General features: G+C 67.1%; 13 protein-coding genes and 1 pseudogene. 6 read left to right on the top strand and 8 right to left on the bottom strand.

The annotated features are described in order from the left end of the window. Positions 1 to 244 precede the first annotated feature (244 nt). From ABD374_RS12530 to ABD374_RS12515, 4 genes and pseudogenes are all read left to right on the top strand, one after another. Positions 245 to 1180 carry a hypothetical protein gene (locus ABD374_RS12530; RefSeq protein ID WP_344494489.1) on the top strand — a complete coding sequence of 312 codons (936 nt, stop codon included), beginning with the start codon at positions 245 to 247 and terminating at the stop codon, positions 1178 to 1180. Positions 1181 to 1210: 30 nt separating this feature from the next. Next, on the top strand, positions 1211 to 1765 hold the full coding sequence (locus tag ABD374_RS12525) for a hypothetical protein (protein ID WP_344494487.1): 555 nt from the start codon (positions 1211 to 1213) through the stop codon (positions 1763 to 1765). 306 nt (positions 1766 to 2071) lie between these two features. Beyond that, a complete protein-coding gene (locus tag ABD374_RS12520; protein ID WP_344494485.1) occupies positions 2072 to 4831 on the top strand; it encodes a tetratricopeptide repeat protein in 2760 nt (919 codons plus the stop codon). Between the two features lie 56 nt (positions 4832 to 4887). Continuing rightward, positions 4888 to 5333 (top strand): annotated as a pseudogene (locus ABD374_RS12515) (helicase associated domain-containing protein); the annotation flags it as partial. 78 nt (positions 5334 to 5411) lie between these two features. Here ABD374_RS12515 and ABD374_RS12510 read toward each other — a convergent pair. The 4 genes from ABD374_RS12510 to ABD374_RS12495 form a co-directional block, all read right to left on the bottom strand. Further along, complete coding sequence (locus ABD374_RS12510; RefSeq protein WP_344494483.1) at positions 5412 to 5705, bottom strand: hypothetical protein; 294 nt, start codon at positions 5703 to 5705, stop codon at positions 5412 to 5414. A gap of 306 nt (positions 5706 to 6011) precedes the next feature. Further along, positions 6012 to 6515: a hypothetical protein gene (locus ABD374_RS12505; RefSeq protein ID WP_344494481.1), complete on the bottom strand. Its 504-nt coding sequence runs from the start codon at positions 6513 to 6515 to the stop codon at positions 6012 to 6014. 314 nt (positions 6516 to 6829) lie between these two features. Then, positions 6830 to 8311 carry an MFS transporter gene (locus ABD374_RS12500; RefSeq protein WP_344494479.1) on the bottom strand — a complete coding sequence of 494 codons (1482 nt, stop codon included), beginning with the start codon at positions 8309 to 8311 and terminating at the stop codon, positions 6830 to 6832. A gap of 685 nt (positions 8312 to 8996) precedes the next feature. Continuing rightward, the gene (locus tag ABD374_RS12495; protein ID WP_344494478.1) at positions 8997 to 9248 is read right to left on the bottom strand and encodes a hypothetical protein; all 252 of its coding nucleotides are present in this window, start codon (positions 9246 to 9248) and stop codon (positions 8997 to 8999) included. Between the two features lie 220 nt (positions 9249 to 9468). Here ABD374_RS12495 and ABD374_RS12490 point away from each other — a divergent pair, with 220 nt between their 5' ends. Both ABD374_RS12490 and ABD374_RS12485 read left to right on the top strand, forming a co-directional pair. After that, entirely contained in the window at positions 9469 to 10233 is a 765-nt protein-coding gene (locus ABD374_RS12490) for a hypothetical protein (protein WP_344494477.1), read from the top strand. Positions 10234 to 10715: 482 nt separating this feature from the next. Further along, positions 10716 to 11687, top strand: coding sequence for a GNAT family N-acetyltransferase (locus ABD374_RS12485; protein WP_344494475.1), 972 nt, complete (start codon positions 10716 to 10718; stop codon positions 11685 to 11687). A gap of 140 nt (positions 11688 to 11827) precedes the next feature. Here ABD374_RS12485 and ABD374_RS12480 read toward each other — a convergent pair whose 3' ends face one another. The 4 genes from ABD374_RS12480 to ABD374_RS12465 form a co-directional block, all read right to left on the bottom strand. Next, entirely contained in the window at positions 11828 to 12205 is a 378-nt protein-coding gene (locus ABD374_RS12480; protein ID WP_344494473.1) for a DUF3592 domain-containing protein, read from the bottom strand. 157 nt (positions 12206 to 12362) lie between these two features. Then, positions 12363 to 13856 carry a PfaD family polyunsaturated fatty acid/polyketide biosynthesis protein gene (locus ABD374_RS12475; protein WP_344494470.1) on the bottom strand — a complete coding sequence of 498 codons (1494 nt, stop codon included), beginning with the start codon at positions 13854 to 13856 and terminating at the stop codon, positions 12363 to 12365. A 26-nt stretch (positions 13857 to 13882) separates the two neighbouring features. Next, positions 13883 to 15376, bottom strand: a complete 1494-nt coding sequence (locus tag ABD374_RS12470) for a hotdog family protein (RefSeq protein WP_344494468.1) — start codon at positions 15374 to 15376, stop codon at positions 13883 to 13885. Then, the gene (locus tag ABD374_RS12465) at positions 15289 to 21480 is read right to left on the bottom strand and encodes an SDR family NAD(P)-dependent oxidoreductase (RefSeq protein WP_344494466.1); all 6192 of its coding nucleotides are present in this window, start codon (positions 21478 to 21480) and stop codon (positions 15289 to 15291) included. Before ABD374_RS12465 ends, ABD374_RS12470 begins: the two co-directional genes overlap by 88 nt. Between the last annotated feature and the right edge of the window lie 251 nt (positions 21481 to 21731).

Genomic DNA, 21731 nt, shown 5'->3' with positions numbered 1-21731 from the left:
GAGCACAGGATCAGGCGAAGGCCGCTCTCACGTCCGGAACTCAGGCAAACCCATCAGCAAGTTCGAGGCCGTGTTCGACGACGGACCATAAACGTCAAGCTAAGGAGCGGAGGGATGCTGCCGGTCTTTGAACTGAGCAAATACGGACCTGTGCCCTCTCCGTCGACCTACGATCTTCCCAAGAGGCTCGGCTGGGTGGCTGCAAGGCTGATCTGCTGGGCGGTAGGACAGAGGGGGGCGCATCTTGGCCACGCTGAACCACAAGGAACGCACGGTCGGTTTCTACGAGGCCGTGGTTGTCAAAGACGGCGAGGCGCAACGCATTCCGGAACCCATGGACTGGGACGGGGCGCTCGCGGACCTGGCGCGGGCTCCAGTAGGTGCCCGTACCCATGAGGGCGAATCCCGGATTGTGGGCACCACGTTCCCGCACAATATGGAGGACCATCTGCTCCTGCACCGGGTGAAGGAGGCTGGCGAGTGGCTGTCGGTCATCAACTTCGACACCGGTGACCTTCGTGAGCTCGAGCAGTCGGCGCATGAGGGATACCTCGACACTTCCGTGGTGTGCTTCCTGCCGTTCGGCAACGTGGTGGGCATCATGCAGGGCGGCATATCCGCCCCCAGTCACAAATCCCTTGAAACCTGGGTCAACGGCATCGAGATGTTCCCCGGCAGTCAGTTGCAGCTGCGCCCTGTCGTCGCGTACTCCGAGATCGCGAAGCTCAAGTCCGCTGTAGGGGCAAGCCGCGTCGAGGTAAAGGTCATGGGCAACAAGATGGGCGCGCTGCGTGAGCAGCAGGGTGGCCTCGCCCGGCTTCTGCGCATCGCCGGCGATGCTTACGGGGAGATCAGCGTCACGATGGTCATCTCCGTGCCCAGGGGGAAGGAGCTCAAGGAGCACCGGGAGCATCTGCTTGCGGACCTCGACGAGATCTCCGACGTAGTCACCGGTGCCGAGCGGGCACGGGCGCGGCTTGTCTACTCGGATTCCGGCGGACCGGAGCAGATCCGTCTCGTCGAGATGGTCGAGCACAGCATCACGGCCAAGAAGCGGGTTCCGGCCACGGATGCGGAGGGCAACTCGATCCGGATCGTGTCAGCGGTGGATGCCATCCTGGCTGCAGCGGCCGAGCATGAGGAGGCGCTCCGGCTCGCGGTAGACGCGGGGCATTCATGACCTAAGCGGGGGGATCGTGTGGGCGTCCGTATGCGCATCATCGACAAGTGGGCCGAGCACGCCTGGTTCGATCATCTGAGCGCGGTGACTGCCGTCGGAGCCCATCTCCTCATCATCCGGGTATCCGGATGTGGAGACTGGCTCACATGGATCAGCGCCAATCAGCGCACCGACCTGTACGCGGCAGCGACAGGCGCCGTCTCGGCCCTCGGCGGTCTCAGTGCCATCGCTATCGCCATCTACACCACGGTCAACGGCCAACGGTTGCGCGCGGTGAGGCAGCAATACCCTGGTCAGCTCAGAAGGAGCTGGCGCAGTCTGCTGCAAGGCACTGCGCTTGCCTGCGCCCTGATCCTGTTCGCCTTTTCACTCGACCAGGACGACGACCCCCTCTCCGCCCGCTTCATCTTCGAATACGCCATGGTCTTCGCCGCCCTGCGCTTCGCCAGGTTCGTCTGGCTCTTCGACCGGATCATGGCCATCACCGATGCCGACATGGTGGAGGAGACGTCAGCAGCGGCCGTACCTGCACGCGACCCCAACTGGCTGGAGCGCCGTCAGAGGCAGTACGACAATCGCCCGTGACTCTCACGCGTTGAACCTGGCCGGCAAATCAGCGCAAGGGAGGGGGCGAGCGCTGTCCGTAGTCCGGGGGTGGCCGTCCCTTCTTGTAAGCGGCGATGGTCCGCCGGGTGGCGGGGGGGACAGCCCTGCATGAGGTCCGGCTCGCGCATCGCCCAGGACAGGGGCAGGATCCCTGAATGCTGGCAGCCTCCTTCACTTGACTGACAGATGGGAGGTCTGGATTAGACACTGATGACCTATGTCTGATGTGCCAGGCACGGGCGGATGTGTGGTCGTTTTCATGGGCGAGGTAGGCGAGTATCGGGGGTGGCGGGGTTGTCGAGGTCGGGTACGCAGGGCCTGTCGCGCGGGGCGCTGATCCGGCAGCGTGCGAAGGCGCGGTTCGTGGGGCGGCGTGCGCAGTTGGCGCTGTTCACGGAGAACTTGTCGAAGGATCCTTTTTCTGAGGAGGATCCGGCGGAATTTCTGTTCCATGTGCGCGGTGTGGGCGGGGTGGGCAAGTCCACGCTGCTACGCCAGTGGCAGGAGGCGGCCGGGCGTGCGGATGCGGTGACGGCGGTGGTGGACGAGAACGACGTCCACGGGGTGCGGCAGGCCTTGATCGAGCTGGTCCGGCAGCTGGCGGAGCAGACGGGTCCGTGCAAGGAGTTCGACAAGGCGGTCGAACAGTTCAGGCGGGAGCAGGCGACGCAGGCTGAGCCGATGCCCGGGGAGGGTGAGGCGTCGATGTCAAGCCGGGTGGTGACGCAGGCCGCACTGGGAGCAGCGTCGTTGATCCCGGGGGCCGGTGTCGTAACGGCGATGACGAATCCGGATACCGCGGCGCAGGGGCGGGACCGGCTTCGCTCTGTTTCGCGGTCCCGTGCCCAGCGGCGCGGTGGCCGAGGTGACGAGACGGGGTTGAGCCGTGCTTTCGTAGCCGAGCTGGAACGGCTGTGCCGTCGGCAACGGTGGGTGGTGCTGTTCTTCGACACATGGGAGCAGAACGCGCAGTACCTGGACGGGTGGCTGCTGAGTCTGCTGGACGAAGAGTTCGGTCCGGTGCCGGCGAACGTCATCATTGTGCTGGCAGGCCGGGACGAGCTGACGGAGCGGGAATGGGCGCCGCTGCGGGATCAGGTCGCAGACGTGCCGTTGGAAGTCTTCACGGAGGCGGAGACACGTTCGCTGCTGACTTCGCGGGGCGTGTCCGATCCAGGGGTGGTGGAAGCGGTGCTGCAGCTGTCCATGGGGCTGCCTTTGCTCGTAGAACTCCTCGCTCTGGCCCGTCCTCACACGGTCGAGGAGGTCGACGCGGGCGGAGACCTCGCTGATGTGGCCGTCGAGCGTTTCGTGCAATGGATCACGGTCCCCGAGCAACGCGAGGCTGTACGGGCGTGTGCATTGCCGCTGCAGCTGAATGAGGACGTCTTCGCTGCCGCGGCCGGGCCTGAGGCAGAGGGGTTGTGGGAGTGGCTGTGCGGGCAGCCGTTTGTCAGCGGCCGTGGCGACTTCAAGCACTACCACGCGGTGGTCCGCCAGCAGCGCGCCCACTCCCCTCAAGGCTGGGCTTCGGCGCATCTGCGGCTCGCTGACACTCATGCCGCCTGGCGTGCCGCGGTCGAGGAACGGCTTCCCGAGGCGAAGCGGTGGAAAGATCCTGAATGGCGCCGGCATCGCTTGGATGAGATGTACCACCGGCTGTGCGCCCACCCGGGAACGCAGCTGACGCCCGCCCTCGAACAGGTGGTACATGCTGCGGGCGAGGACACCGCTGTGCTGCGGCAATGGATCGAGACACTGGAACAAGCCGCCCAGGAGGCCACCGACGCGGCCCTGCTCAGCTGGTCAGGGCTCCTTCGGGATGCTCTCGTCGGCGACGAGCCTGGTCTTACCTGCCTTGGTGTCCTGCTCTCCCACAGCCAGCTGAGTGCTGAGATCAAAAGCTGGGCCCACACCTACCGTGGAATCCGCCTCTACCTCTGTGACCGGGAGGAAGAGGCACTCACCGAGTTGGACCGTGCCATTGCGCACCATGCCTGTAACGTCCACGCCTGGGCTCGTCGCGGGGAAACCCATCGCTGGCTCGGCCATTACGACCAGGCCGTCGCCGACCTCACCGCCGCACTCGAAATCAACCCCACACTCGCCTGGGCACTCAGCCAGCGCGGCGAAGCACACCGGCAGGCGGACCGGTACGACCAGGCCGTCACCGACTTCACCGCCGCACTCGAAATCGACCCCACCTACGCCTGGGCACTCGTATCCCGCGGAGAAGCACACCAGCAGGCCGGCCATGACGACCAAGCCGTCGCCGACCTCACCGCCGCACTCGAAATCGACCCCACCTACGCCTGGGCACTCGCATCCCGCGGAGAGGCACACCAGCAGGCCGGCTATTACGACCAGGCCGTCGCCGACCTCACCGCCGCACTCGAAATCAACCCCACATTCACCTGGGCACTCAGCCAGCGCGGGGAAACACACCGGCAGACCGGTCATTACGACCAGGCCGTCGCCGACCTCACCGCCGCACTCGAAATCAACCCCACATTCACCTGGGCACCCGCATCCCGCGGAGAGGCACACCAGCAGGCCGGCCATTACGACCAGGCCGTCGCCGACCTCACCGCCGCACTCGAAATCAACCCCACACTCGCCTGGGCACTCAGCATCCGTGGCAGAGCACACCGACAAGCAGGCCACTACGAGAAGGCTCGAGTGGACCTGGAGCGGGCAGTGGAGGTGGACCCCGGAGACCTCTCCTGCAGGTTCGAGAAGCTCATGTTCGACACCGTGGAGGGGCGGCTCGAAGCGTGTACGGAACAGTGGAGTCAACTGCTCGCGTCCCCCACGACCCCGCCAAACGAAGCTCACACCAAGCTCTCGGGCCTTTTTCGAGCCTTGCTCTTCGAACCGGAGAACCGTGTGACAGAGGCAACCGAGGAGTTGCTCGCTACACAACCGGGGTCGGGCAACCTCGCAGAGGTGCTGAGTTATCTGGCTGAGCTCTCTGCCGTGGGAAATGGGGTGGCTGACCGTGCGCGGCAGTGCCATGACCTGATCGTTGAGCACACCTTGAGATGAGCCGCCAGCCACAAAACATCCGGCTCCGCGTCAGGACGCGGAGCGGGCGGAGCGGGCGCGCCAAGCAGTTGACGGCGATCGACGAGGGCTGGAACTGCCCGCGGCCGCTGGACTGGCAGCGGCATCACCGCGTCCTCGCGGATCTGGTCGACGGCGGCGGCCACCTGCCCGACATCGCACCCGGCGTGTTGATGGACGGCGACGACATCGGACGCTGGCTCCAGCGACAGACACAGCCGGGCGCCTGGGCCCAGCTGTCGACCGGACAGCAGGAACGGCTGACCCTGCTGGGCATCAAGCCCGTTGAGACACCGTCTCCAGCTCCGGCGGTCAGCCGCGCGGCCAAGGGGCCTGAGCAAGGCGCGGCAAGCGTTCCAGCGGGGCCTTGCAGCCCTCACGCGGTGGGTGCCAACGGGAAGGCGCGGACCGGTCGGTGCCAAGGGGCCACAGCGAGCCGACCGCGGTCGACGGCGAGGCCGAGCCGGTGATCGTGAAGCTGGGCGGATGCGGTACTGCTCACGGCATGCCGCGGGGCCCGACCGACATCGCGATCGGGCCCCGGGTGCCATGCCACTTCCACTCACTCACTACACGCGTACCCCCATGAAGCGGCCTTAAAAGTAGGCGCCGTAGCCGAGCTCGATGCGTGGTTCCTTCCAGGTGAGGCGACGGAGGGGCAGCGGGCTGTTTGTCCGTCCCATTGGGCGGTGAGGGTGGCGGTCTTGGTGCCGCCGTCGGTGCTCAGGTTCGGGTCGACCGCTTTGGGGGAAGAGCTGTGGAACGTGCCTTGGCCGAGCTGGTGGCCGTCCGTGGCGATCCGCCAGCGGACCGTTCCCTCCCAGGGGTCGGGGATGTGCACGTCCAGTGCGTCCACGAGGGAGGCGTTCCCCTGGTTCCGGGACAGCGGGCCCGAGTCGGCGGGGCGGAAGACGGTCTCGATCTTGTTCGTGATCTCCCAGGCCAGGGAGGTGCGGGCTCAATGCCGCCGGGGCCCTGGGCCTTCTCAGTGGTGACGCCACCAGGCGTGGTGCCGCTGTGATAGCGCAGGGGACGGTCCAGCTCCCCCAGCTCGACCTCCAGAACGGCATAGGAACCGAACACCACTGCCAAGACACAGGTGTAGAAAGCGGTGCACCGAAGGGGGTGCCAATTGCGCTTGCGCGCGAGGGCGGCGGTCTCTTCAGCGCTCAGCCCCCAAGGCTGTTGTCGAACCGCCTTTGCTCCGCTCGGCCGGGTCGACGACTTGTCCACGGGCAATACGGACCTCGCCGATGGCCTGCATACCCGGGCGGGAGCGGAGGTCGTTGAGATCGTGGCGGGCCTGCGTGAGATGTTCGGCGTTGCGGGCCGGCAGCCGGTCGCACTCCTCCACCTCCGGGGCAGGCACTTGGACGTCGTGCACGGCGCCGCTCACAGTGGCCGGGGCCAGATCGGCGGGCAACGCCCGGCGGTAGCGCTCGGTCTGCAGATGGGCCTGAAGGCGCAGGGCCTCGGTCTGCGCCCGCTCCCCTTCGACCTGTTTCAACCGTCCCTCGGCCACCGTCACCCGCAGCCGGTAAGCACGGGCCCGCGCCTCTCCGGCTTCCTCCTCCGGCTCTTCGCAGCGCACCCGCGGTGAGGCAATGAAGCTCAGCAGCATCAGGACCATCAGCGTCATGCCCATCAGCGTCTTCTGCGCCTGCACCTGCCCATGGCGTGCCTCTTCGAGCCGCTCTCGCAGCTGAGTATCGGGCAGGTCAGGACTCGGCTGGATGCGTCGGCTCGTGGTCGTGCGAAGGGGAAGCCGCGGTGGAACTCCTGGTTCATTGGCTGGGCCCAGTCCCTGGGGCTGTGATGCTCTATTTCGGTCGGCAGGAGGTGTGACGCACCGAGCATGACTACGGACTGCCACATGCCGGTGGAGTTCCCATCTCATGACCTTGTCCAGTCCAGTACGGAACTGAAGTGGAGAGGGGCGGCGGCACCTGGGGCGCAGGGGCCGCCGCCGCGGGAGGCTGTTCAGTCGGCCTGGTTGTTTGCTCGCCCGGGCAGGCAGAACATCAGGGCCCACATCAGGGCGAGGGTGCCGCCGACCCACCACAGCACGCTGGTGAACGCGTCGCGGTTGAGACCGGCGTCGGCTGAACCGTTGGTGATGGAGAAGAACACGAGGGCGGTCAGCGCGGTGCCGAGGGCGATGCCCAGGTGCATGGCGGTGTTGAACAGGCCGGAGGCGGAACCGGCGTTCTCGTGCGGGACCTCGGCGAGCGACATGTCGGCGAGCGGGCCGCCGACCATGCCGAGGCCGAAGCCGATCAGTACCACCGGCGCGGTCATCGCGAGGAGGGTCAGGTCGGCCTCCCGGCCGGCGACCTGGAGTCCGTAGGCGGCCATCGAGGCGAGCGCGATCAGGGCTCCGGCCTGGGGCATCCGGCGGCCGAAGCGCCCGGCACTCTTCGCCGCGGCCGTTGCACCGGCCAGCTCGCCGAGCGCGAGCAGCACGAAGGCCGCGGCCGCATGGAACGGGCTCATGCCCAGGCCGCGCTGGAGGTACAGCGTCCAGGTCATGAAGAACAAACCGCACAGCAGGCCGAGGATCAGCTGCGCGGACAGCCCGCCGGAGAACTGCCTGCCCCGGAAGACGGACAGTGTCACCAGCGGGGCACAGCCCTGCCTGCGCTGCTGGTGGCGCAGGAAGACGCCGAGCACGAGGAGACCGGCGGCGAGCATGGCGAAGCACCACAGCGGCCAGTGGTGGGTGTGGCCCTCGGTGAGCGGGAAGAGGATCAGGACAATGGCCAGCGCGGACAGCAGCATGCCGGTGGGATCGAGCCGGTCGGCCTTCTGGACGGTCGTCTCGGGGATGAACGTGCGTCCCAGGAGGATCACGGCGAGACCGACGGGCACGTTGATCAGGAAGATCGGCCGCCAGGACAGTCCGAACAGGTCGGCCTCGGTGAGCAGGCCCCCGAGGACTGGTCCCAGGACGTTGGCGAGCGAGAGGACCGCTCCGTACAGCCCGAAGGCCCTGCTGCGGTTCTCGCCGTCGAAGGTGACGTGCAGGGTGGCCAGGACCTGCGGGATCATCAGGGCCACCCCCACGCCCTGGAGCACGCGGGCGGCGATCAATGCCCCCGGCCGGGTGGCGAGGCCGCACAGCAGCGAGGCCGCGGTGAAGACGACAGTGCCGATGAGGAGGACCTTGCGTCGGCCGTGGAGGTCGCCGAGGCGTCCACCGGTGATCAGCCCGACGGCGACCATCAGCGAGTAGCCGACGGTCAGCCACTGCACCGCAGCTGGTCCGGCGCCGGTCGACTCCTGGATGGCGGGCAGGGCCGTGAGGACGACCGACTGGTCGAGGATGTCCATGAGCTCGGCGACCAGAAGCACCACGAGGGCGATCCGGGCAGCCAGGGCCATCTTCGGCGGTCGGCCCGAGGGAGTGCGGGCTGGGAGCTCGGTGGTGTGCTGCGGCTCGCTACCGAGCGCGGGGGAAGACACTGGGGGGACTCCTGATCCAAAGGGCTCGGCGAGCCCTGCCCTCAGCCGCGCCGGGATCGACAAACACGAAACCCGGGGCAGACGGCAGAGCTGCACCCGGAAAACGACATAAGGCGTGGGCGACGCAACTCAGGCCAACGCGAGTCCGCTCCCGGACACGTGCGAAGACTCGGCACGTGGGGGAACCGCGGACCGCTACCGGGCCTGGGGGATAAAAACACCTCGAAGATCGCCGCAGAAGGAACAGGATGTCGGATGCCGCTGCCGATGTCTCCGGCGCAGCAGCCTGTCCACGATACGACACCCCGCCAATCTGCGCACCTCACCGCACACCGATCTGAGCGCGGGTACGGCCGTCCATTTCGCTCAGTGGCCGTTTGTTGCGCTCAGTCACACCTCGTTCTCAGGCTCCGACGGCTCCCCCGGAGCTGAACAGAAGAACTTGACAGGGAAAGTAGCGGTACGCGGAACCTTTGCTGACTTCCTTGAACGACATCATGGAACCCACCCCAGCACAGGAAAATGGCTGGTCAAGGGCAGACTCGAAACTCTCCCGCAAGGCAGGAGGGAGTTGTCGGTTACCCGGCGGGCGTCCCGTGAGACGGGCGGCCAAGCCTGCGCCCGCCCGTATCAGTACGGAACCGGCAGCGCTCCGGTGCGGGCCATCGCCGCAGCGTCCGCGTACTCATGGCCTGCGGTGCAGCAACACGACCGTGGCGACGAGCAGTCCGGCCAGCGTCGCGATGCCGACGGCCATCGTCAGAGGTTCCTTGAGCACCGGATAGGCGTGGACGAGGAACGCGGCGAACGCACACGCCATCAGCACCACCACCACCCCGATCACGGCCACCGGCAGCACCCACGCCGCACGGTCGGGAACGGCAGGCACGGATGCGGGAGCGCCGTCGGGCTGGGACGGGGTCGGAGCGGTGGTCATGGTGTCCCCCTCGGGATCGGTTCGATACGGGGTGCCGTCAACGAACTTGGTTGGCCCGTCTCCACAACCTTCGTCCACCGAAAAGGCTGGTTGTCTCATACAGCCGATCTTTGATTCGACGGGTCGTGTACTGCCTTGGATAGACGTGACGTGTCATCAGTTGTCGTGGCTAGACTCTTCTGGACACCACTGGACAGCTGGTGGGAAGGCAGGGGGGAACATGGGACGCGTCATCACCATGCCGACCGAGTGGGAGTTTCCGCCGGGTCCGGTCCGAGACTTCGCGCAAGCGCTCTACAACTGGTACAAGGCCGCAGGTAGACCGTCGCTGACCGAGATCGCCGGCGACATCGCCAACCATGGCGCCCTGAGGGGTTCGGCAAGCCGTGAAACGATCCGCAAAATGCTGCGCGGCGAGACCGTTCCCCAGCGGTGGAGCACCGTGGAGGCCGTCCTTACCGTGCTGTGTGAACGTGCAGGAACATCTCCTCAAGGCGAGCCGGAATACTCAGAGATCACCCATGGCCAACGGGTGAAACGCCTGTGGGATGACGCTGTAGAGGTCGCGCATCGAACGCCAGCTCCAGTCGCGCCAGAGCCGTGGGCGGATTCGTGGACGCAGAAGGACGAGGCCAAGAACGGGAAGTCCGCGCCGGTTCCTGTACCCACTTCGACCATCGCCGATGTTGAAGCGCAGCCGGCGACGGAGGACACAGAGATGATCCACACTGCAGACACGGAGCGCGCCTCGGCCGTTGCCTCTGACAGCGGGGAGCGCAGCTCAGGGCTGTCGCCGCAAACCACACGGTCCAGGCCGGAGGCGTGGCCGACAGCATCGGAAGTTCCTGCTCAAGTCTGGCGTCCGGGTGACCCGGGTCCAGACCAGGCGCCTGAACAGAAGGATCCCTTCCAAGACTGGCAGCCGGGGACGGAATGGCAGGAAGCGATCGAGAAATCCCGTTTTCCTGACGAAACGCGCTTCTGAAGCCCCAAGGCTCCGTGTCCGGTCACAGGATCCCACGGGGGAATCAAGGCCACCATGTCCGCCGGCGACCGCGACACCTCTCGCCCCGTGCGGCCGCGGTGCGCGACAGGTTCGCCACTGACTTCCACCACACGTTGTGGGGCGGCCGGACATGCGCAAGCGGTGGATTGATTTTGTTCACGGATCGCGGTTCTGGCTCCCCATCCCGGGCAGGGGCGGCTTTCCTGAGCCTCGGCACCCGTAGTAGCCGACCCGGGTCGCTTATAGGTCATCACGTGTGTGATGACTACATCGTGTGGAGTCGGAGAGGACGATCCAGGCGGCCATGGTGGTCGCTGGAGCCGGCTGCCTGCGGCGGTTCCTGCGGAAAGGCAAGGCAGACCGGCTGGGTCCTCGATCCTCCGGGGGGGCGCCGGACCGTTCGCCTCGCCTGCGGCGCACCTCCGTGGTGCGATGGAAAGGGGCGTCGGAAGGAAAGAGCGATGATCCCACCAACAGCAGAGCGCGAGAGTGGCGCGGCCCCCGTATCAGTCCGCCCACTGGGTGAGGCGGGTCTGGATCGGGCCGATGAGATCTGCAGGGTCGCTTTCGGGACCTTCCTGGGGGCCCCTGATCCTTTCGGGACCGTCGACTATGTCCATACGCGCTGGGCGGCCGATCCGCGGGCGGCATTCGCGGCGACGGTCGAGGGCGAAGTAGTTGGATCGAACTTCGCCACCAACTGGGGCAGCGTCGGGTTTTTCGGACCGCTGACCGTACGTCCGGATCTGTGGGACCAGGGCATCGGCAGGCGTCTGATGGAGCCGGTCATAGACTGCTTCGACGCCTGGGGGAACCGCCACCTCGGCCTGTTCACCTTCGCGCACAGTCCCAAGCATCTTGAGCTCTACCGCCGGTACGGCTTCTGGCCTCGATTCCTCACAGCCATCATGAAGAAACAGGTCACAGAAGGTGCCGCAGTCCCCGGCCGGGTGCTCTACGGCGAACTGCCCGCTGCCGGGCGGCCTGACGCGCTGAGTCTCTGTCGCGCACTGACCGGAGCCGTGTACGAAGGCCTGAGCCTGGAACGCGAGATCGTGGCCGCGCACGCGCAGGGACTCGGTGACACCATCCTGCTCCATGGCGCTGCCTCCGAGCTCGATGGCCTGGCCGTCTGCCACTGCGGAGCCGGGTCGGAGGCTGGCGCGGACGTGTGCTTCGTCAAATTCGGCGCCGTACGTCCCGGTCCGGGGGCTGCCGACCGGTTCGAGCGACTGCTCGACGCATGCGAGCTGCTGGCCTCCGAGCGCGGCCTGGGGCAACTGGACGCCGGCATGAACCTGGGCCGCCCGGATGCCTACCGGCGCATGATCGACCGCGGTTTCCGCACATGGTTGCAGGGCGTGACCATGCACAGGCCGAACGAACCCGGGTACAGCCGTCCCGACGCGTATGTGATCGACGACTGGCGCTGACCACCGCCGCGCTCGGCCCGCTGGGGCCTGTCTGGCAAGTGCTGCGTGAGTGAGGAGGGCTCTGCTGTTCCGGGTGTGCGCTGGGTACCCCGTCGTTCTGGGGGGCGGGCTTGGGCATCTTTTGACGCGCGGCGGCCGTTCTACGGAAGGTGCACCGACAGCACGGTGATGAGGGCAATTCCCAGCGCGGCCATCATGTCGTAGTGCTTCCAAAGTGGTTTGCGGGAAACGAGTGCCGTCTCCGCGCGCCCGGGGGATGTCGGGTCGTAGAGGACTGTGACGCTGTCCCCTTCTCGGGTGCCGGCGGGGACGTCGCTTTCTCCTGCGCTGTGTGTCCGCTTGACGCCGTCAGGCGTCGTGCAGCTCAGCAGGAACTGCGGGCCGCCCTTCCCGCGCCATTCACGGTCGAAGCACCGAGCGGTGACCTCGACGCCCCGGAAGCGGAGTGTCAGCCGCCGCCGCATCTGCCAGACCACTGTCAGCACAAGCAAAGCTGCGACGCCGTCGTAGGCGATCATGTCCTGCACTCTCAAACTTCCCCCGGCTTCGCAGCGGCACCGATGAGCATTCAACCAGCCGTCGATGCCTTCGGGGACGGTGTTACCGGTTCGCGGAGCCAGAGGATGAGTGAGGCGAGGTGGAGTCCGGCGCGGTAGCGGGCGGCGCGTTCAGGGCTCAGTGCACTGGCTGGGGGCGGTACTCCGAACAGGAGGCGGGCAGATGGACGCCCGCCAGTCTCAGCGCTGAGATCCGGCTGTGGTAGGCCGCTCCTCGCAGCAGTTGGTGGGCGATCTCGGCTGCCCTTCGATTCCGGGAGCCTGCCAGAGGGGTGCCTGAGGTCCAGGCGTTGAACGCCCCCATCGCCGGCCCGCACCAGATCTGGTAGTCCGCAGCACGGGTTGTGTCCCCCTGGGTTGCCCAACGGGAGGACAGACCCAGGTACCAGCGGAAGAGCAGCGCCATCCGTAGTTTGGGGTCGGTTGCAGCGCGGCGCAGTTCCTGCGGCTGGTGCTCCGCGAGGTACGCGCTCACCGCCTCCCACGTGTGGGCCACTGACCCGCGCAGCACTTGGGTCTCCAGTCGTTCACGGTCGCGGGGACGGAGATCCTCCACTCCGGCGTGATCGAGATAGAGGCGGTAGAGCCAGGACGCGCGTCCGGGGAACATCGTGCCGCGCTGGAGGACCTGGACGTCGACGCCCATCTCGAACATGTCCCCGGCAGGGGCCATCGTGCAGTCAGCGGTGCCCACGGTTGCGAGAAGTTCACGGACGGCTGGGGATGTGCCGGACTCTACGCAGGCTTGGTTCACCGATCCGGTCACGACGTATGAGGCGCCGAGGGCGAACGCCGCGTACGCCGCGTGGGGGGTGCCGATTCCGCCGGCTGCTCCGATGCCGACCCCGGGGGCCAGCTGGTCGCGTAGGCGCATGAGCAGCGGGAGGGCACACAGCAGAGGACGCCGATCGGTGTGGCCGGCCGAGTCGGCCTCGACCGTGATGTCGTCGGCGAGCGGCACCTGCTGCACCCAACGGGCCTGTTCAGCCGTGATCTGCCCCGTCGCCTCAAGGTCTGCGACGACGTCGGCGGGTGCGGGGCGCAGGAAGATCTCGGCGGTCTCCGTCCGGGATACCTTGGCGATGACGCGGTTGAGTGCGCGTACTCCGGTGTGCGGGTCGGGGCGCATGCCGACTGCCCGGTAGCGTACGAGGTCGGGTGTGGCCTGGACGAACGCCGATGCCTCAATGCAGCGCACCTGGTGGCGGAGGTAGATGTCGACGGTGTCGCGTTCCGCGCCGGGGGCCATCGGGCTGTGGATGAGGTTCGCCGCCCAACCTTTGCCGTCCAACTGCCTACTGAGCTGACGTACGGCGTCTTCGATGCGGGCCGGTGGCAAGCCTGCCGCTCCGAAGGAGGCGAGATGGCCGCCGCGGGCGAGAGCAAGGACCAGATCGACGGAGGAGATACCGCCGGCCATGGAGCCGGCCATGTAGGGGTAGCGCACCTGATGACGCTGTGTGAAACCAGGTACGGCAAGTCGCCCAAGTGCCACCGGGCCCGCGGCGGCGAGCAGTTCCGCGTCGATCGGCGGGCGATGGGTTGCGGTGATCCGCTCGCCGGAGCGCACGATGTAGCACGGCTCGTCGAGCTGTGACAGGACTCGGTACACGTCTTGGGTATCAGTCCGCGGAAGGATCATCGGGTTCCGTCCTCATGGCCCGGCCGGGCCTCGATGACGATGTCGTCGACGCGATAGATCCGCAGCCCGTCGCACCAGACGCTTCCCTCGGCACGCAGGAACAGGTGCTTACCCGTACGGCGTGCCTCACGGATGTGGATCTCGAATGTCGATTCCTGGTGGTGGCGCAGGATCTGCCCCCGGTAGGCCCAGTGGTGCCGTGTGCCTGGGGCGAGGGTGAACCGGGGTGCCGTGATCCCTTCGGTGACGCCGGTATACAGGGCGAAGGCGCGGACCAGGCGGTGCAGCGTCTCCACACCGAACGAGCCTGGCATGACGGGGTCGTGGAGAAAGTGCAGGTCGAACAGCGGGTCATCTGCGCGGACTTCTTTGGTGCACCGTAGGTAGCCCAAACCGTGTGTGCCGCCGTCCGGGACCAGGTCGACTTGGCCGAGCAGGGCGAGCCGCCCCTCTCCCAGGCGCTTGTCGAATCCGAGGTCCAAGCGGCGTACGTTGTCCTGATCGCCCTGGGTGTCCAGCCAGGTCGGCATCCTTCGGCCGTTGTCGAGGCCCTGCTGGCGGGCCAGCATAGGGGCGGTGAAATAGCCGTGGGAGGTCTCACCCGTGTAGAAGACTTCCCCGTCCAGTTCCAGCTCGTAGCCGTAGCGCTGAATGATGGCTCCGGGCATCGGCGAGTGCGCCAGGAGTGTGGTGCGCTGCCGTACGGTGCGTCCTCTCGGATCCATGTCCCGCACGACCTGGCCGTGGCCCTCGAGGTTGCGGACGCAGAGGTCGTCATCGGGGTACTCCAGGTGCACGCCCGATACGACACCGCAGAAGGCGGCGGCCTGCAGGGAGCTCTCCATGAAGAAAACGGCGGGGGTCCCGCCGCTTCCGTCCTGATGGCAGAACCAGGCATCGCAGGGGACGTCGAATTCCGTTTCCACGACCATCCCCACCTCGTAGTCCGCCTTTTTGCTGACACCGGTCGAGGACCGGCTGAGCATGAGCAGGTCTCCCCGGGGCAGGCGCGGGCGCACCTGCGCGCTGGTGCAGTGGGTCGAGATCCCGTACGCGAGACACAGGTCACCGTCGGCCAGGTGTGCCATGTGCAGCTCGTGCATAAGAGCTGGTTCACCGGTGGACATCGCGGGGGCAGCCGGATGGTCGGCCCGGGTGGTGGTGAAGCTTTCGGCTTGTGCGAGCAGTACATCCTGCATCGCCTGCTGGGCCTCCAGCACGGCGTGATGAGCACGGCGGACCGCTTCTGTCATGTCGCCGATCAATGGCGCGCCGGTCTGTGCACGAGGTGCCGGCAGGGAGGTGCCACAGGGGTTCGCGGGACCGGTGGACGGTTGTGGGGGTGTGCCGTCGTTCCGGTCAGGGATGAAGGGCACTCCCTCGAATCCCAGCTCGTCAGAAGTCATCGGGTGGCCCCCTGCACCGCAGGCCAGGAAGCCCTGGCGACCATCTCTGGCGCAGCGACAATCATCTTCAATCCCTCCCAGCACTGCAGCACCTCGCCTTCGGTCGTACACGCGGTGACGGTGACGTTCATCTCCAGCGGACTGTCGTCGAGGAGTTCGACCACGATCCAAAAGCGCTCCCCGTCGGGCAGCGGCGCGTACAGGTCGACGCGTTTCACCGCAACTGGCAGGCAGCGGTGTCCGAACCGGCGCCTGCCCAGCAGGGCAGCGCTCTGCAGCAGCAGGTCGGCCGGGGCCGGGTGGTAGAGCACCCCGCTATACGCGCCTTGGGCGAGATCGGGTTCGGGCAGTTGTGCAGGAAGTGTCAGAGCCGTATCGGTCTCCTCGACGGGATGGCCCAGTCCATGCAGCAAGGGGCCGTGGAAGAGGAATTCGTCGCCGTAGGCCGGGTGCATCTCAGTGATCGGCCCGTCGGGCAGGCCTGCGGGAAGTTTCCGGCGCGAGGGCTGCCTTGCACTCTCGGAGAGGATGAGGTCCCCTTCGTAACGCGGGGGGCCGCTCGCCGCCCGGGCGTCCCGGATGTCGACATGGAAGGCGTCGCCCCGGCGGTTCACCGCTACACGGGCTTCGCGAGGGTGGGAGGAATCGAACACAAGTCCGTTACGGATGGTGAAGTCACGGCAACCGGTAACGGGGTGCCCCTCGTGTAGGCCTTCTACGGTCGCGATGCACCAACCCAGTGCAGCCGTCATGGGCAGCACGGGGTGGCCGTCGATGCGGTGGTCGAGCAGGACAGGCTCGGTTGCCATAGAGGAGAGGTCCCGTTGCAGGACGACACCCCGGGGTGGGAGGGAACCACGTCGTCGGAAGACCGGTTCGATCGGCCCCATGACTGTCATGAGATCGCCGGTGTGCTCGGGACTCATCTGCTCGACGAAGTATCGGCACCCTTCCTCCCTGGTCAGAAGTGGAATTCCGTGCTGGACGAAGATCTCCTGGATGCCAGGTGAGGCCATGCCGCCACGCCACGGCCCCCAGGCCATAGCCGCCACCCGGCACGAGGGATGTGCTGCCTGCCAGGCGCACGCGAAACGGTTCAGTGCCTCATTCGCCAGCGCGTAGTCGGTCTGGCGCGCATTGCCGTACACACCGGCGACGGAGGTGAATACCACCAGGTGGCGCAACTGTTCGGCAGGCAGAACATCAAGGACGTTGACCAGGCCCGTGAGCTTGGCGTCGACGACCTTGGCCACGCTGTCCGCGTTCTTGTCCCCCAGGGGTTCGTCGGCCAGGACGCCCGCGCCGTGGATGACGCCGGTGATACGGGTGGAGTGCGGGGCCAGGACCTCGGCGATCGCGGAGGGGTCACCCACGTCGGCCGCCACGTACTGGGCGTCGATACCCAGGCTGCGCAGGTCGTCGAGCGTGGCGTGCACTTCTCGTTGCTGTTCGAGCCTGTGCGCGCGCTGGTCCAATTCCGCCCGTGCGCCGGGATGGTGCGGGTCGCCGCCCTCGGCTCGCATCTGCTCGGCGAGCACGTTGCGGAGGTCCGCCGGGGTGGGACAGTCGGCCACCCAGGAAGGGAGGTCGCTGAGGGGGGTGCGGCCAAGAAGCAGGAAGTGGCACGACTGTGCCCGGGCGAGTTCGCTGACGCACCAGGCGGTGATCCCGCGGGCCCCGCCGGTAACAAGCAGCACGTCCTCACTGCTGATCTCGGTGTCGGGCGCCCCGGGCAGCAGGTGTGCCGGGCGGGGGGCCAGGAAGGGGGTGCGGCGCAATCCACCGCTGGACCAGCTCACTTCGCGCGGGCCCGTTGCGGCATCGGTGATCTCGGCCATGAACCGCGTCCCCACCTCGTGGTCCTCCAGAGACGGCGCGACGTCCACGACACGGCCGAAGAGGGTCAGTTCCTCCAGTGTGAGCGTCTTGACCAGGCCGCCCAGTCCGCCGGTCAGTGCCGATACCGGATCGGCTCCGGATCCGGTGAAACCAAGAGCACCGTCGAGACGGGTCACTGCCACGAAGCCTGCGCGGTGGCCGCCTTCGGCCGTTTTCCGCAGCAGTGGCGCGAGATGCTTGGCTACGAGCACCGCATGGCACAGCCGCCTGATCGTGTGCGCAGCGTCATGCCCGTCGGCGCGGTCGGCCGGCAGGACACACAGGTCCACCCGGGGCAGGTCCGTGAGCTGAGCTCTGAGGGACTGCTCGCTCCAGTCGGCCAGCTGGGATTCCTGGCTGCTCACAGCCACGTCCGGTAGCGCCAGCGGCACGACGTGCCAACCCGCGGCGCGCAGGGACCGCACCAGAGTGACTGTCAGGGAACTGCCGTCGTTGATCACCAGCGCGACCGGGTCGGGGGCGTATGCCCCGAGGTGCTCGTCCGGCACGGGCAGCGAACGCAACGTGGTGTAGGCCCGTCCCAGCGGTGCGGTGGTGAACTCGCCGAGGCTTGCGGCTGGTGCCGAGGCGATCTCCCGCAGCAGCAACGCCAGGTCCCCGACCGTGCGGGCCTGTGCAAACCGGTAGAGCTCCTCACGGGCGATCACCGGGTAGCGCCGCCACGCCTCTGCTGCGATCTCGACCTGCTTGAGCGAGTCGATACCCAGGTCCATCTGGATGTCGAGATCGGGTTCGAGCATCTCGACGGCGTATCCGGTCTTCTCAGCGACGATCTCGAAGATGATTTTCTCGACGTGCTCGGGGCTCAGTTCCTCCAGGTCCCCCGGTGTCTTTCCAGAAGACATGGTTGTGCCATCAGCCAGGAGGGAGGCGATCGCCGACCGGGCTGGGGGTACCTGAGGCGCGTGGGCCGCGGGCTGCTCAGGCTGCCCGGCGTTGCTGGAATGCGGCGTGGCAGTCCCAGCAGGCTCCGCCGGATCCGCCGGACCAGCAGAGGGAAGCGCTTCGGCACCTGTTGAAGGGTCGGTGGCAGTGGAACGGTATGGCGGCAGGGCGGGCCGGCCGCCATATGCGTGGGGGCTGCTGGGGGCCGTGCCGCCGGATAGACGCATCATGTCCGCCAGAACTTCGTTGGCCCGGATGTGGGCCTGGCTCAGGGCAAGACTGTGATCACGTACTGCCCCTACGCGGGCAGTGATGTGCGGCTCCTGTTCACCGGCCGCCGCCAGGAGGGCAACCAGGCGTTCAGTGGTCCGCAGCTGGCCGTCGAGGAAGCGTGTGTGCAGGGCCAGATGGCCGACGGCTGTCTCGGCAATCCCGCTGCTCGTCGCGCCGTCCGCCACTGCTCGCTCGTCACCGACCGGTACGGGCAGGATCCGGCTGGTTTCGGAAGTGGGGCTGTCTCCGGTCGCGGTCGGTGTGCCAGAACGTTGTTCCTGAACGTCAGGAGGCGCAGAAGCGGACTGGCGGGCTGCCCCGCACGTATAGGCCTCGGAGAGAACCTTCTCGAAGTGCGGGCGTCGTGCGTTCATCGCGAAATTCGGACCTTCCAGCAGCCGGGATACCGCAGAGCCGGTCACGGCTTCGGGTGGGAGGGGCAGGTCGTGACGGTCGATGCCGGTCAGGGGACGCCCTAGTACGGCCAGCCGAAGAGCTGCCTGCTTCAACGCGGTCGCGCTGTCCGTGCCAGGGCCCGTGTCGGTCGGGATGGCGAAGACGTCTGCGCCGAAGGTGCGCTGGGTGAGCTGAGTGAGGACCTGCTTGGGACCGAACTCGACGAAGACCCGGCAGCCGCTCTCGTACAGCTCGCGCAGCCGGCCCGTGAAGTCCACCGGGCTGACGATCTGCTCGGTGAGGACACGGGCGTTGTGGGCAGGGTCGGCCCCGTAGGAGGCGCCGCTGGTGTTGGCGGCCACCGGCAGAGCTGGCTGTTTGATTTCCTCCTGGGTGACGGCGCGGGTGAACGGCTTCAACGCGTGGCGGACCAGTTCACTGTGGAAGGCAGCGGCGACCGGCAGACGCTGGGCCGGGATGCGCTCCCGCTGGCACATGGAGAAGAAGTCCTCGATGTCCGGGGTCGGTCCGCCCACGACGAAGTCTTCAGGGCTGTTGTAGTTGCACACGCTCAACGCAGGGAATCGGGCCGCGAGGCCGTTCCAGGAGGTGACCGGTGCGCGGACGGCCACCATGGCCCCCGGGTCGGAGCCGGGAGCAGTCTCCATGGCCAGCCCCCGGGCTCGCGCCAACCGCACGAAGGCTGGTCCGTCCAGCGAACCGGCCGCCCACAGGGCGGCGAGCTCACCAAAGCTGTGACCGAGCACAGCGTCGGGCGTGAAGCCGAGCTCGGAGAGGTAGCGGTACTGCCCCGCCGACAGTGCGCCGATCGCGGGCTGGGCGTAGGAGGTGCGGCGCAGCCGGTTCTCGGCTTCCGCCGGCTCGACGTTCCCGGGTGCGGGGAAGACCACCCTGGCCAAGGTGTCCTCACCCGTGGGGCACAGGGCGTTGGCCTCGTCGAAGGCAGCTCGCACCGGCGGCAGGGCGAGGAGTGCGGTAAGCCCCATGTTGGTGTACTGGCTGCCTTGTCCAGCGAACAGCGCGGCCACCTTGGTGCCGACGGGCAGGGCAGTGCGGCGGTAATAAATGTTGCTGACGTGCTCCCAGGCCTCGTGGCCGGGATGAGCGCGCAGTTGCGCGGCAGCGGTGGCCCGCAACTGCGCCACCTGGGAGCGGTCGGCAGCGAGGAACCCGACCCGGGCATGTGTGGCAGGGACCGTGTCGCCGCTGGGCATGGGAGGGGCCGCGTCCGTCAAGAGGGCGAGGAGTGCTTCAGGGTCCGGGGCGTGCCACAGGCAGGTGACGGGGGTGGAATGCATGATGCGCGGCGCGGTGGCATGCTCCTCCAGCAGCGCGTGGAAGTTGACTCCGCCGAAGCCGAAGGCGGACACTCCCGCACGCCGCACCGGCCGCCCCGGGTCGCGTACCCATGGGCGGGCTCGCGTGTTGACGTACAGCGCGCCGGTTGCACGTTCGGTGGGCGTGTCGACGTTGATGCTGGGGGGCAGCATCCGGTGATGGAGAGCCAGAGCGGTCTTGATCAGTCCGGCCGCGCCGGCCGCCGCTTTTGTATGTCCGATTTGAGATTTGACGGAGCCGACCGCGACATGAGCGGGTTGGCCGTCGGATGCCATGAGCGCGCCGAGCGCCTCGATCTCCACTTCGTCACCGACGGGGGTACCGGTGCCGTGTGCCTCAATGAGCTCGACGGAGGACGGCGCAGCTCCCGCGTCGTCATACGCCCGTTGCAGCGCCACCAGCTGGCCGTCGCCGCACGGCGCGTAGATGCTTTTGGTCCGGCCGTCGCTGGAACTGCCCATGCCCCGTAGGACGGCGTAGATCCGGTCGTTGTCGCGTTCAGCGTCCTCGAGGCGTTTCAGGGCGAGCATTCCGATGCCTTCGCCGAGCATCGTGCCGTCGGCGGTGCTATCGAAGGGGCGGATCTTGTCAGTGGGCGACAGTGCGGGGGTCTTGCTGAAGCACATGTACGTCATGATCGTGTTGTCGGCGTCGCATCCCCCAGTGAGCATCAAGTCCGCCCGGTGGGTGATGAGTTCGTCCACCGCCGCACGGACTGCGGCCAGGGAGCTGGCGCAAGCGGCGTCCACGGTGTAGTTGGCCGCGCCCAATCCCAGCCGGTTGGCGATGCGGCCCGATACAACGTTGCCCAGTACGCCGGGGAAGGAGTCCTCGGTCCACGGCGGTGAGGCCGACTTGAAGCGACGGACGACTTCCTGCGCGTCCTCTTCGGACAAGCCACAACTCAAGGCGGCCTCGCGGACCTGTGGGGTCAGCAGGCGGGCACCGAGCGGGAACATCGTCGAATTCGTGCCGCACACGCCCAGGATGACGCCGGTGCGGGCCGGGTCGTACCAGGAGGCGCTGTCGCATCCTGCATCCCGCAGTACGTCACGGGCTGTGATCAGGCTCAGGAGCTGGACGGTTCCGGTGGAGTCCAGCGTCGCGGGCGGCATGCCGAACTCGAGTGGGTCGAACCATACGGGAGGCAGGAAGCCGCCCTTGCGCGCGTACGTCGTGTCCTCGGCGAACATGTCCCGGTCGTAGTGATCCGAGATCTTCCACCAGGCTTCCGGTACGTCCTTGATGCAATCGCGCCCACTAACCACATTACGCCAGAATTCCCGGACGTTGCCGGCCTCCGGGAACATCCCCGCCAATCCTACGATCGCAATCGGTGACTGGTGGAGTCGCTGCCCTGCACCGCTGTTCTGCACGTCTACCTCATGAAGGTTGGAATCAGGACCGGCCAAGGTCCGGGAGAGAGAATGGTGGTTCAAGACCGGCCCTTGGCCCTGTGAGCCGGGATGCTGAAAGCGCCCTGGAACTCGGCTTGGGCGGTCATCGAGCGTTCCGCAGTGCCTTCTGCTTCAAGTAGCACGGCTCCACGACGCACCCTGCGTGGGCGCTGCGCCCAAGACCGCTTACCGCGCTGAAGCACAGGTGGCCCGCCGGCAGGTACGGAATG

The sequence above is a fragment of the Streptomyces enissocaesilis genome (assembly GCF_039533765.1).
In the GTDB taxonomy this organism is placed as follows: domain Bacteria; phylum Actinomycetota; class Actinomycetes; order Streptomycetales; family Streptomycetaceae; genus Streptomyces; species Streptomyces enissocaesilis.
This window is presented reverse-complemented; position numbering and strand designations above follow the sequence as displayed.

Coding starts and splice junctions, on each gene's coding strand:
- ABD374_RS12485 (WP_344494475.1), top strand. CDS start 10,716: ATGATCCCACCAACAGCAGAGCGCGAGAGTGGCGCGGCCCCCGTATCA.
- ABD374_RS12525 (WP_344494487.1), top strand. CDS start 1,211: ATGCGCATCATCGACAAGTGGGCCGAGCACGCCTGGTTCGATCATCTG.
- ABD374_RS12495 (WP_344494478.1), bottom strand. CDS start 9,248: ATGACCACCGCTCCGACCCCGTCCCAGCCCGACGGCGCTCCCGCATCC.
- ABD374_RS12480 (WP_344494473.1), bottom strand. CDS start 12,205: ATGATCGCCTACGACGGCGTCGCAGCTTTGCTTGTGCTGACAGTGGTC.
- ABD374_RS12490 (WP_344494477.1), top strand. CDS start 9,469: ATGGGACGCGTCATCACCATGCCGACCGAGTGGGAGTTTCCGCCGGGT.